The following is a 12,728-nucleotide window of genomic DNA, read 5'->3' on the forward strand; positions in this document are numbered from 1 at the left end:
TACCGGAATCAGAGAAATCCCATTACGTAGTCATGACAGGCAGTTCACCCATCATCCTGCAAGCGGATTCATTGGCAAACGCAAATGAAGAAAATATCAGCGAATGAGCTGCCGGGTACATAACAAAACTTCCGAACATGTCTTGTTGCCGTACCCAGGATGGAGCCCGACCTACATTCTCTCTTGCCTGCAGACTTGACCCATCGCGCAAGGATGCGATGTTGTCGGCCATCTTGCAGCCGCACGTCATCCAACAAAAAACCCGCAGGTTTTATACCTTGCGGGTTTTTTGATATTTCCTGCCGAGGCTTATTTAACGGCGGCGTGAAAACGCATCGTCACGATTTTCTTCCGGCGCATCTTCTTCACTCTCATCTTCTACATCACTCAACGATGGCGGTGGCTGGAAGGTGGCAAGCAATTCGACGCGACTTTCCGGCGTTTCCAGGCTGATGCGCCCAAGCAGACCGGTACGATAATCCTGCAGAAAAATATGCGCAGCTTTTTCCAGATCGAGTTCGCCGCCCTTGATGCGCAGGCCACGACGCACAGCCACGCCTTCGATCACACTGACACCATCGATGCCTTCGGTCTTCATGCCATAACGTGCCGTCACCAGCGCGGGATAACGCGCCAGAATGATATCGGCAAGAAAGGTCGCGACTTCTTCCTCGATCAATGCATTGCTGCCGATTGCATGGCTGGCAGCCAGCATCAGGCCGTCGCTCGGATATGCAATCTTGGGCCACATCATGCCCGGCGTATCGGTCAGCACGATGTTATTGCCGAGATAGAGACGCTGCTGCATCTTGGTCACGGCAGGTTCATCACCCACCTTGGCAACACGCTTCTTGAGCAGCGCATTCATCAAGGTCGATTTACCGACGTTGGGAATACCCATGATCATGATGCGCAGCGGTTTGAGCGCGGTGCCGCGATGCGGTGCAATCTTCATGCTCAACGCAGGAATCTTGGCGACGTCGGACGGCTTCTTGCAACTCAGCGCAACTGCATGCACATTTTTCTGCTTGTTGTAAAAATCCAGCCACTGCTGGGTTGCCGCAGGATCTGCCAGATCACTCTTGTTGAGGATCTTCAGGCAAGGTCGCTGCCGGAATGTGCGCAATTCTTCGATCATCGGATTGCAGCTGGCTTGCGGTATGCGTGCATCCAGCACTTCGATGATCATATCGACCTTTTCCATGGCCTCCGCCGCTTTCTTGCGGGCGGCGTTCATGTGGCCTGGGTACCATTGTATGGACATGCGTGACTTTATCTGAGGGAAGCAAGCCGCTATTTTACTCGCTCACAGCCCTGCCAGAAGCAAAGCTGCCCACTGTTATGCACATTACAGGCCGGTAGCCATGCTCGATTGTCATATCCATGTCATATCCGGGGTGCAGCATAGCCCTGCAGCGCCAACGGAGTCTGGCGCGGAAATGACTCCGACCAATTCCCGCACAGCGCTTTTCCAGCGGTTTTCAGCTGTGAATATAACGCTGCGCCGCCAGAAAAATTATCTATTGTGCATCGTCTCCCTACCCTTCCCTATCCCGTCATGCCGGCCGTCGCTGTGGAGTTGCAATGATCGCTGCCAGCGGCTTGAGCTATGGCTCCGATCAATCCGGCCTGATCTGGGGCTATCTGTTCGGGCGCGCCACTCAGGATGCAACGCAAGCCGTGCTGCTCAGTTCCGCCGCCGCACTGGCGTGGCTGAATAATCCGCCGGAACGCGCCCCCGGCGAATTCATCTGGCTGCATTTCAATCTGAGCAATACCGCCAGCGAAAAATGGATGGGCGAGCATGCACACGTCGCCGATGAATTCAATGAGGCACTGCACGACGGTTCGCGCTCGACCCGCATCGAACTGGCCGATGACACATTGATTGCAGTCGTCAACGACGTACTGCACAACTTCTCGCTGGATTCCGCCGATACCGCGACCTTGTGGCTGAGCGTGACGCAGCATGTCGTCATCAGCGCGCGCCGCACGCCACTGAAATCGATAGAACGCCTGCGGCAGGCAGTGGAGCGCGGCGATGCCATACGCTCATCGGTAGAACTGCTGGTGCACCTGCTGCGCGATCAGGCCGACGTCCTGGTCAGGATCGTGCGCGATGCGGTGGCGCGGGTCGACAAGGTGGAAGACAGTCTGCTCGCCGGCCGCCTGAACAAGCAGCGCACGGATCTGGGTGCGCTGCGACGCATACTGGTGCGTCTGCAGCGCCTGCTGGCGCCGGAACCGGCCGCCCTGTTTCGCCTGCTGCAAAAACCGCCGGGCTGGGTGGCCGAACTCGACACGCAGGAATTGCGTCAATCCACTGAAGAATTCTCCGTCGTCCTGAGCGACATGAGTTCGCTGCAGGAACGCATCAAGTTGCTGCAGGAAGAAATCGCCGCCCAGGTCAATGAAGAAAACAGCCGCAGCCTCTACGTGCTGACCATCGTCACGGTGCTGGCGCTGCCGATCAATATCATTGCCGGTTTGCTGGGCATGAATGTCGGTGGCGTACCGCTCGCCGATCACGCATACGGTTTCTGGATCGTGGCCGGAATCGTTGCCACCTTTACCGTGGTGGCCGGCTGGTTTGTCGTACGCAAGCAAAAACAGGATTGATCGCTCACCCGACTTTCTCCAGAGCGCGTCAATCTCGCATAAAATCTGACAGCCATTAAAATTTCTGCCCGGCGCGCCATCCATAGCCAGGTTGCGCCACTCTTCAAACCGTCCACGGAAGAATCCATGTTCGCCAAAGTGCATGCAGTTGCAAAACAGGTCAGTGAAATTGTCGTCGGCAAGGACACGCAAATCCGTCAGGCTCTGGTGTGTCTGCTGGCAGGTGGCCATCTGTTGATCGAGGATGTACCCGGCGTCGGCAAAACCACGCTGGCGCATGCGCTGGCGATCTCGCTCGGCCTGCAATTCAATCGCCAGCAATTCACCAGCGATCTGCTGCCGGCCGATGTCGTCGGCATTTCAATTTTTGATCGCGAAAAGAACGCTTTCGTATTCCATCCCGGCCCCATCTTCACGCAAGTATTGCTGGCCGATGAAATCAATCGTGCCACGCCGAAGGCACAGTCTGCATTGCTGGAAGCAATGGAAGAACGGCAAGTGACTTCCGACGGTGTGACGCGCAACCTGCCGCAACCTTTCTTCGTCATCGCAACACAGAATCCGACGCATCAGATCGGCACCTTTCCCTTGCCGGAATCGCAAATGGATCGATTCCTGATGTGTCTTTCACTCGGCTATCCGGATGCCGCTTCCGAGCGCGCCCTGCTGATGGGCGAAGACCGGCGCACGCTGCTGAAAGCCATGCGCATGGCCATGCAGCCGGCCGACCTGCTGGCCGCGCAGGCCGAACTGAAAAAAATTCATGCGTCGTCCTCGCTGATCGATTACATCCAGGCGCTGGCACAGGCCTCGCGCCAGAACGGCATGTTCGCCGAAGGCTTGAGTCCGCGCGCAACGATAGCCTTGCTGCAGGCGGCGCGTGCATGGGCGGCAATGGAAGGGCGTAATCACGTGATCCCCGAAGATGTGCAAGCAGTGCTGGTACCGGTCGCCGCCCATCGTTTGCGCCCCTTGAAATCGGTGGCCGGCAGCGCCTTGAGCAGCCGCGATCTGGTGCTGCAATTAATGAAATCGGTCAGCGTTTAATTCTGCGCGCATGCACACGCAGAATTCATGATCAAGTCTTTGCAAAAAATGTTTCAGCTATGGACAGCCCGCTGGCTGTTCAGACTGCATGATGCGGAAGTCGGCGAAGTATTCTTGAATCAGCGCCGGGTCTTCATCGTCCCTACCCGTGCCGGCCTCACGTTCGGCGTGATGCTGGTGGTGCTTTTCCTGTGCTCGGTCAACTACAGTCTCAGCCTCGGCTTTGCGCTGACGTTTTTGCTGGGCGCCTGCGCCATCATCGACATGCATCTGACCTTCCGCAATCTGGCGCATCTTTATCTGCATCCGGGCCGTGCGCCAGCCGTGTTCGCCGGCACCGATGCACAGTTCGAGCTGCGTCTGGAAAATCGCCGCAAGCACGATCGCTATGCAATCTGGCTCGCTTTCATCGGTGATGATTTACCCATGCGCGATCATGTCACCGATATTGCCGCCGGCAGCAGCCGTAGCGTCATGCTCAGCGCGCCCACGCAGGAACGCGGCTGGTTCGACGCGCCGCGCATACGCTTGCAGACGCGCTTCCCACTGGGCTTGTTGCGCGCCTGGAGTTACTGGCAACCGGCAATGCGTGTTCTGGTTTATCCGCAGCCGGAAGCAGACGGCCCGCCGCTACCCTTGCATGAAGATGAAACAGCAGATGGCCGTGGCCATGTCGGCCATGACGATTTCGCCGGCATACGCGCCTACCAGGCCGGCGATTCGATACGTCATCTGGCATGGCGACAAATTGCGCGCATCGACGGCGGTGCATTGGTGACCAAACAGTTTGAGGGCGGCGCCAGCAGCGAGCTGGCCATCGACTACGCAAAATTGCCGCGGGCGATGGATGTGGAATTGAAGCTGTCGCGCATGACGCACTGGGTGCTGGCAGCAGAAATGCGCGGCCTGCCCTATGCCTTTCGCCTCGGCAGCAGCGACTTCCCGCCGGCTGTCGGACCGGCGCATCAGGCTGCATGTCTGCGCGCGCTGGCGCTGTTCGAACGAACGTCGGAGCCTACCGCATGAGTTTTCCGCACAGGATTTTCCCATCCTCCGTGCGCCCGATGTCGCGCGACAAGGCCGATACCCTGCTCCTGCTGTTCGCTTGCGGCCTGGTGCTGGCGCCGCATGCCTTGCACCTGCCCTTGTGGATTACCGGGCTCAGCATTGCATTGATGCTGTGGCGTGGCTGGATCACCTTTCGCGGCAATCGCATGCCGCCGCGCTGGCTGTTGTTACCGATTGCCGTGGCAGCAATGGCCGGTGTCTATCTCAGCTTCAAAATGTTTTTCGGCCAGGATGCCGGGGTGGCGATGCTGGTGCTGCTACTGACATTCAAATTGCTGGAGATGCACGCCGGCCGCGATTTGTTTGTCGTCGTGTTCCTGAGTTTTTTCCTGCTGCTGACAAATTTCTTTTATTCGCAAACCATCGTCACCGCCTTGCTGATGAGCGCAGCCGTGATTGCGATCCTGACCGCGCAACTGTCGTTTCAATATACCGGTGCGGTACCGCCACTGCGCAAACGTCTGCGGCTGGGTGCCATGATTTTTGCGCTGGCGGTGCCGCTGACGATCGTGCTGTTCCTGTTGTTCCCGCGCATACAAGGCCCGCTGTGGGGCATGCCCGGCGCTGCCAATTCCGCTCGCAGCGGCTTGTCCGACAGCATGGCGCCGGGAAATATCTCGCAGCTTGCGCTATCCGGCGAGATTGCATTTCGCGTCAAGTTCATCGATCCGGCACCGGACAATGCCAAACTATATTGGCGTGGCATCGTACTTGGTCAATACGATGGTCGTACATGGAGCCGGCAACCGTCACGCAATCAGTTTAATTCGCCACTGCAATGGGAGCCGCGCGGCCAGCCCTTGCGCTATCAGGTCACGCAGGAACCCACTTCACGCCGCTGGCTGTTTGCGCTGGAACTGCCGCAGTCTGCACCTCAGTTGATCAACAATCGCAGCGGCATCACACCCGATTTTCAACTGGTGTCGCAACGCCCGATTGCAGATCGTGTCCGTTACGATGTGGCGTCCTATCTGGACTACGCGCTGCAGCCGAATGAAAGCCAGCTTGCCTTGCAACAGTGGCTGGAACTGCCGGCAAGCTACAACCCGCAGGCACTGACCTTCGCCGCCGAGCTGCGCAAGACCTCGGGTGACGATCTGGAGCTGGTGAACAAGGTTCTGCAATTTTTCCGGCAGGAAAAATTCAGCTATACCCTGCAACCGCCGCTGCTGGGCCGCAACAGCGTCGATGAATTCCTGTTTTCCACCCGCGCCGGTTTTTGCGAACATTACGCTGGTGCCTTCGTAGTGCTGATGCGGGCGATGAATATCCCCGCACGTGTCGTGACCGGTTATCAGGGCGGACAGATGAATCCCGTGGATGGCTACATGACTGTACGTCAATCGGATGCGCATGCGTGGGCCGAAGTCTGGATAGAAAAACGCGGCTGGCTGCGGATAGATCCGACTGCTGCCGTTGCACCTGAGCGGATAGAGCGCAATCTTGCCGGTGCCGCGACGACCACGGCATTCGGCGGTTTGCTCAATGTGAACATCGGCCCCGATTCATGGCTGCGAAAAATGCGCTTCCGTTGGGATGCTGTCAACAATGGCTGGAATCAATGGGTATTGAACTACACGCCGGAGCAGCAAAAGAGTTTGCTACGCACGCTGGGCTTCGGTAACATCGACTGGCGCGCGATGACGGCATGGATGTTTGCGCTCGGCGCTGCGATCATGTTGCTGATCGCACTGGTATTGAACGCCAATCGCAAAAAAATTGATCCCATCGATGCCAGCTATGCAAAGCTCTGCAAACAAATGATGCAATTGGGTTATCCGCGTCATCCGCATGAGGGGCCGCGTTCCTATTCAAAACGATTGCTGGACTCTGCTTCCGCACTCACGCAAGAGCAGAAACACGCCATCAAGAATTTCCTGATCCTGTATGAAGCAGCACGCTACCGTCCGCTTGAAAAATCTTCACTGCCAGACGTGCTGTCCAAACTCAAAACACTATTGAAGCTATCCCGATGACATTTTCCTTTTTTTCCAGTCGCGCCTCGCTGTTCGCACTCTCCTCCGTCCTCGCCCTCAGCGGCTGCGCCTTTGCCCATGAAAGCGGCAAAAAACCGCAGACCGCAGTCAAGGCAAAGAAAGTCGTCAAACCGGTACAAGGCGATGAATTCGCCAACTTCAACCAATGGCGCGATGTCGCGGACTTTATCGACCGGATGGCAGAAAAAAACGGCTTCGACAAGAAAGAACTGCAAGCCACACTGAGCAAAACGCATTACGTCGATAGCGCCATCCAGTTAATGAAACCGGCACCACCCGGCAAGCCGAAAAACTGGGCAGCCTACCGCAGCCGCTTCGTCGAGCCGGTACGCATTGATGCCGGCGTCGCCTTCTGGAATACCTATGCCGATGCGCTGACGCGCGCCGAAAAGCTGTATGGCGTCCCGGCGGAAATCATCGTTGCCATCATCGGTGTGGAAACCGTATACGGTCGCAATACCGGCAACTTCCGCGTGATGGACGCCATCACGACACTGGCATTTTCCTACCCCGAAACAGCGAACCGCAGCGCACGCATGGCTTATTTCCGTGGCGAGCTGGAAAACACCTTGCTGTTCGCGCGTGATGAAAAAATCGATCCGTTTTCATTGCTGGGTTCTTATGCAGGCGCCATCGGCTGGCCGCAATTCATGCCCGGCAGCATACGTAGATTTGCCGTCGATTTCGATGGCAATGGCCATATCGATCTGCGTAACTCACCAGTCGATGCGATCGGCAGTGTCGCCAACTTTCTGGTGCAGCACGGCTGGCGTACCGGCGAGCCCACGGTTTTTCCCGCCACCGTGGACATGACGGAAAACTGGCAGCGTTTTATCGGCCAGGGTCTGGAAGCAAAATTCAGCGTGACGGAATTAAAGGCGGCCGGCGTCACACCGACGATGGAACCGCCATCCGATATGTTGTTCGGTCTGGTGGATTTGCAGAATGGTGCTGAGGCCAGCGAATACTGGCTGGGCGCGCCCAACTTTTTTGCGATCACGCAATACAATCGCAGCTTTTTTTATGCAATGTCGGTGATCGACTTGAGCCGCGCAGTGCGAGCGGCACGCAATTACTGAAACGACATATGCCGGTTTACACATAATTTTTTGCATGTATATACCAGCGCATCTAACAAGTCCTGCTGCACCAGCATCAACTTCTACCGTAACGAAACCCGGCGGAAGCATATTGAAAAGTATTACTATCGCCGACCATCACGACCTGAAGCAGTCATGGCCATTTAAAAATGCAATGTACTTCCAACAAAAAAGCCCGCAATAAGCGGGCTTTTTAAATATCAAATCTCCGGCATGAATTTGTGTCACTTGATCTTGATCGAGTATCACCAAACGTGCTTATACATCACGCTCAGTACGGCGCCGGTCGCCGGCAGACGACTGGTGTTATTACTATTGCGCATCAGTTGACTGTAAGCAGGCAGGTAGTATTTATTCAGCAAATTCTCGATACCTACTGTCACTGTGTCCTTCTGCGTAAAAGCATAACGGCTGATCAAATCCAGCGTGGTGTAGCTATGAACATCGCGCCGTCCAAAACCTTCCACGCCATTCAAGCGATAGTCGCGCGAACCGAAGTAAGTTGCCTGCAGACGATGACTCCACTGCTCGCTCGGCTTGTACTGAACGTAGCCGGTTACTTTTACCGGCGGAATGCGATAGCCTGTCATGTCTTGATCGGCTTTACCGGCAGGGCGTTCTTTGCCTTGCATATAGGTAAATGTCGCACCACCACCCCAGCTTCCAGATGGCAGATAATCAAGGCTGGCTTCAACACCTTTGATCTTCTCCTGAGTCCTCAACAAAATCAGTCCATTGTTGATACTTTGCACATCACCTAGTTTTGAAGTCGATTCAAAGATCGCAAAAGAACCCAGCACGTCGCCAAATGCACCGCGCCAACCTAATTCGTAGTTGTTGGTTTTAACCGGAGCAAGCGTCGATGATGCAAGATTCAAGCTTGCGCTTGCATTACGAATGATCACCCCGATGTCAGGAAGCTGAAATCCCTGGCTGAATGCTGCGTACACTTCATGATTCTTGACCGGCTTGAATACGGCGCCGATGTTGTACAACCATGCGTCGTATTTGACTGTTCCACCCTTCACCGTTCCCTGCGGAGTGTTCGTACTTTCGAATAGAGAAACAAAATCATCGAACTGGGCTCTGGAACGCTCATAACGCGCTCCGCCTTCAAACGACCACTGATCATTCAGCTTATGCTGCAACTGACCGAAAGCACCGATGCTGCGCGTGGTCAGCTCGGGCATATAGATGACCTGCTTGGTTTTCTGGAATACCGTTCCGCCACTGCTGTCGTACACGGCCGGATTGAATACGTCATCCGGCATGTCGCTGCGTTCCTGGTTGAAGTCCATGCCCCAGATCAGCTTGGTGCTTTCAGCTAGCGGCGTGGTGAGTGTCAGGCGGCCGCCAAACACATCAGAATTCTGCATCACCTGGTCCACGTTATTGCCACGATTCTTCAGCGTGCGTGCATCAAACGGTGTAAAGCGAGTGAAGTAGTCGCGGTAATAAACTTGTGCCGATAACTCGCCGCCAAGAACATTGGTATTTTGGTAGTCCGCAGAAAGCAGCGTATTTTCAATCTGGTTTTGATCACCAAGTTGCAAGCCCTTGATCGGACGGGCAACCGTTGAGCCTGCCGGTAGTTTTGCCACCGATGGATCGGACGCATAGTCACTATCCTGATCTGCAACGTAACGACTCATAGCCAACTGCAAGCGCTGGTCTCGGTCTATACGGAAACCGAGTTTGCCGCCGATGGCATAGTTGTTACTGTCGAACAAATCGCCCTGGCTAGGTTCAGGCGCAAGCCGATCGCCATGCGCATCATAGGATCCGCCGATATGCTGCAGACCTATGTTGAATGCATAGTCCACCACATCGTTGGAGCCGGAAAGAAAATGATTGATTTCCCCGCCAATGCCATCGGCACGAAATCTTGATAATGGTGAATTGAGCGTGAAAGTAGTTTCGGCATAGGGCTCGCCACCCGGCGGACGCGTTGTGATGGCAACCACGCCTCCGGTCGCACCGGAACCATAAATCGCACTACTACCGCGCAACACTTCCACTTTTTGAATGCTGCCCAGATTAATCGTGGCCAGATTACGCGATGAGTCACGATTGGTATTGATAGGAATGCCGTCCACCAGCAACAGCATGTTGCGGCCACGCAGCGTTTGTCCATATTCGGTAATCGTGCGGCTGGAATCCGCCATGCCCGGCACTACCTTGCTCAACAAGGCCCCCACGCTATTGGATGCCTGGCGCAATTCATTCAACTCTTCGTGCTCGATGACATTAACCTGGCGTGTAGGACGAATCAGCTTGCTATCCATGCGTTGTGCAACCACATCGATGGCCGGCAAATCCGCCACTTCCGGCTTGGTCGAAGTAGATACTGCGGCCTGTTTTGCGGCGACCGGCAGAGCTTGCAACGTAAATGCGCCGGTCGGCAGGCGTTGCGTCTGCAAGCCGCTGCCTTCCAGCAGATGTGAAAACCCGCCGGGGACAGAGTATTTCCCGTTGATTCCCTTGCTTGATTTGCCTTCTGTCAGAGCCGCATCGAAAGAAAAGGATACGCCTGCCTTGGCAGCAAAAATGGACAATGTTTGCCCCAATGGCCCGGCTGGAATGACGTAGGTTTGCGTATTCTCGACAACATCCGCTGCATGCGCATGGGCGGTAAAACCGGCCGTGCCAGCGGCAAACATCCAGGATGCCGATTGAATGGCGAGAGAAAGCACGGAGCGTTTTGCAAATGTAATGTGACGTACTGCTTTAGGTTTCGATTGCTGCGATGCCATTTTCTGCCTTTCGATAATCAGATAGTGTTGCCTCTTATCTGATATGCCTAACGAAATTCAAAAAAGGCTCATGTTTTCTGAAAAATTTATTATTGAGGCGTGACCGTTACCCAGTAACGGGTCAAATACTGGATGCGCACCGGCATTGTCTGTTGCAATGTCGCCAAAGTCTGGTCGGTATCCTTCAAGGAAAACGCGCCAGAAACAGGCAGCTTGGCAACACGCGCATCGTATTGCAGTCTTCCAGGGCGATAGCGATCCAGTTCAGCGAGGAATACGGCCATCGGCATTTTATGCGCGACCAGCATTCCATCCGCCCAACTGCCAGTACCAGCATCCAGTGCGACAGGAATATCCGCCTCTTTACTGGTAAAAGAGGACTGTGCGTTGGTCCGCACAACGATTTTGGCCGTTGTGTTTTCGATAGGCGTGATTTCCACCGAGCCCTCCATCACGGCAACATGACTCTTTGCATCTTCTTGCCGCGCCGTAAACCGGGTCCCCAAGGCACGCATGTTTCCCTGCTTGACCTGAACGGAGAATGGCCGCGGATAGGAGCGACTGTCCTTCGCGGTTGTGACGAAAATTTCACCTCGACGCAAAATCAGGCGGCGCTGATCTTCGCTGAAAACGACATCGACTTCGGTATTGGTGTTGAGTACAAGGCAGCTACCGTCGTCCAGAACGATTTCTCTCTGCTGCCCCACAACTGTGCTGTATCGCACACCTTCACCTTCAAATGCATAGCGATAGCCAAGCCATCCGACGGGAGCCGCAACCAGCAAAGCGGCGATTGTCTTGACAGCCTTGCGGCGATCCGAACCGGCCAGTTGTTTCAGGGCTTTCGATCCTGCGGGAGACAAGCCCTGCAATTTTGTTGAAAACGTCTGTGCACGTTGCCATGCGCGTTCATGATCTGCACTGCGTGCGCACCATTCATTCAATTTTTGGCGTTGCCTGGCATCCAATTGACCGCTGTGCAGTTCCATCAACCAGAACGCAGCTTCATCCAGAATGACGCTCGGAATGTCGGCTCGGGTTCCATTGCGGATTCCTGCGTTATTCATTGGAAGCAGCCGTCAGACAGTGACGGAAAGCCAGCACCATGTGTCGCTTAACGGTGCTCAGTGAAATACCTAACTGGACGCCAATTTCGGCGTAGCCCAAACCATCGAGTTGAGACAGCAGAAAAGTCTGTTTGACCTTGCTTGGCAAACCATCGAGGACGCTATCAATCAGTGTCAACACTTCCAGCACCAGCATGCGTTCTTCCGGAGACGGATAACTGTCTTCCGGCATCAACATCAGGGCATCGAGATACGCTTGCTCCAGTTTTTTCCGTTGCAGATAAGTGCTGACCAGACCTTTGGCGATCGTTGTCAGGTAAGCGCGCGGCTCCCGCAAATCCAGCGGCCTCCCAGCGCCCAGGATTCGGGTGAACGTATCCTGCGCCAGATCGGCACCCAGAGTTTTGCAATGCAATCGATGCCCCAACCATCCGACAAGCCAGCCGTGGTGCTCGCTGTAAAGCGCACCAATTTGCTGATGTACATGAGTTTCGGTGGTAGACACGGACGAGCTTCCTCGGCTGGGCAAGCACTGCAATTAGTAATGCGAATTATTCTCATTATATTGCCACACTCAAAAATTGAGCAATCACTTTTGAAGCAATCTGTGGCTTGCAAATACCAAGGGGGATTGTTGATTTGTTTTGGGGATATGGGATCGCCCGCAATTGATCCTGAATTCAAGCTGCCGATGCAACACACCAAACACTGCGTAAGCAGAAGGAGTATTGCAAATGGCGCGATATCCAGGATTTATTACACAGAAAGCCGGAAGGCATTGATGTTGGAATATTGGCAAAAAAACATTTCACATGAAATGCAGTATGTTGCACAAACTCATAAGTTGAGGTTTGCAAGCGATATGCATCAATAACTTGGCCGGTTAGTGCTGCATAAAGGGGAATTTCAAGCGCATCTTAATTGATGTGTAAATCGATAACACAGAGGCAAATATGACCGTTTTCGCTCACCGTTTTATCGTTCACCACTTATCGCGCAATCGCCGTCGGCACTTTCAAGGCCTGCAAATCAATCAACAGCGATTCGCCGTCGCCATTGATCCAGACTTGCGCATCC

Annotated in this window: 9 protein-coding genes; 5 read left to right on the top strand and 4 right to left on the bottom strand. The window is 54.7% G+C overall.

Going from position 1 to position 12,728, the window contains the following annotated elements:
* Positions 1-313 precede the first annotated feature (313 nt).
* On the bottom strand, positions 314-1,237 hold the full coding sequence (gene ylqF / locus ABWP27_RS09780) for a ribosome biogenesis GTPase YlqF (protein WP_502905332.1): 924 nt from the start codon (positions 1,235-1,237) through the stop codon (positions 314-316).
* Between the two features lie 347 nt (positions 1,238-1,584).
* On the opposite strand from ylqF, the gene ABWP27_RS09785 reads away from it, so the two are divergent.
* The 5 genes from ABWP27_RS09785 to mltB all read left to right on the top strand — a co-directional run bounded on the left by ABWP27_RS09785 (position 1,585) and on the right by mltB (position 7,810).
* A complete protein-coding gene (locus tag ABWP27_RS09785) occupies positions 1,585-2,619 on the top strand; it encodes a transporter (protein ID WP_353156057.1) in 1,035 nt (344 codons plus the stop codon).
* A 126-nt stretch (positions 2,620-2,745) separates the two neighbouring features.
* Positions 2,746-3,666 (top strand): AAA family ATPase, encoded by a 921-nt coding sequence (locus tag ABWP27_RS09790; RefSeq protein ID WP_353156059.1) that lies wholly within the window; start codon positions 2,746-2,748, stop codon positions 3,664-3,666.
* 27 nt (positions 3,667-3,693) lie between these two features.
* Positions 3,694-4,692 carry a DUF58 domain-containing protein gene (locus ABWP27_RS09795; protein WP_353156060.1) on the top strand — a complete coding sequence of 333 codons (999 nt, stop codon included), beginning with the start codon at positions 3,694-3,696 and terminating at the stop codon, positions 4,690-4,692.
* Positions 4,689-6,710, top strand: coding sequence for a transglutaminase TgpA family protein (locus ABWP27_RS09800; RefSeq protein ID WP_353156062.1), 2,022 nt, complete (start codon positions 4,689-4,691; stop codon positions 6,708-6,710). Before ABWP27_RS09795 ends, ABWP27_RS09800 begins: the two co-directional genes overlap by 4 nt.
* Positions 6,707-7,810, top strand: coding sequence for a lytic murein transglycosylase B (gene mltB / locus ABWP27_RS09805; protein ID WP_353156064.1), 1,104 nt, complete (start codon positions 6,707-6,709; stop codon positions 7,808-7,810). The genes ABWP27_RS09800 and mltB overlap by 4 nt, the downstream gene beginning before the upstream one ends.
* Before the next feature lie 266 nt (positions 7,811-8,076).
* Here the strand turns inward: mltB and ABWP27_RS09810 are convergent, their stop codons facing one another.
* The 3 genes from ABWP27_RS09810 to ABWP27_RS09820 form a co-directional block, all read right to left on the bottom strand.
* Entirely contained in the window at positions 8,077-10,584 is a 2,508-nt protein-coding gene (locus ABWP27_RS09810; protein WP_353156066.1) for a TonB-dependent receptor, read from the bottom strand.
* Positions 10,585-10,673: 89 nt separating this feature from the next.
* Complete coding sequence (locus ABWP27_RS09815; RefSeq protein ID WP_353156068.1) at positions 10,674-11,651, bottom strand: FecR domain-containing protein; 978 nt, start codon at positions 11,649-11,651, stop codon at positions 10,674-10,676.
* Positions 11,644-12,156, bottom strand: coding sequence for a sigma-70 family RNA polymerase sigma factor (locus ABWP27_RS09820; RefSeq protein ID WP_353156069.1), 513 nt, complete (start codon positions 12,154-12,156; stop codon positions 11,644-11,646). The genes ABWP27_RS09815 and ABWP27_RS09820 overlap by 8 nt, the downstream gene beginning before the upstream one ends.
* Positions 12,157-12,728 lie beyond the last annotated feature (572 nt).

This window comes from Herminiimonas fonticola (assembly GCF_040395855.1).
Taxonomy (GTDB): Bacteria; Pseudomonadota; Gammaproteobacteria; order Burkholderiales; family Burkholderiaceae_D; genus Oxalicibacterium; species Oxalicibacterium fonticola_A.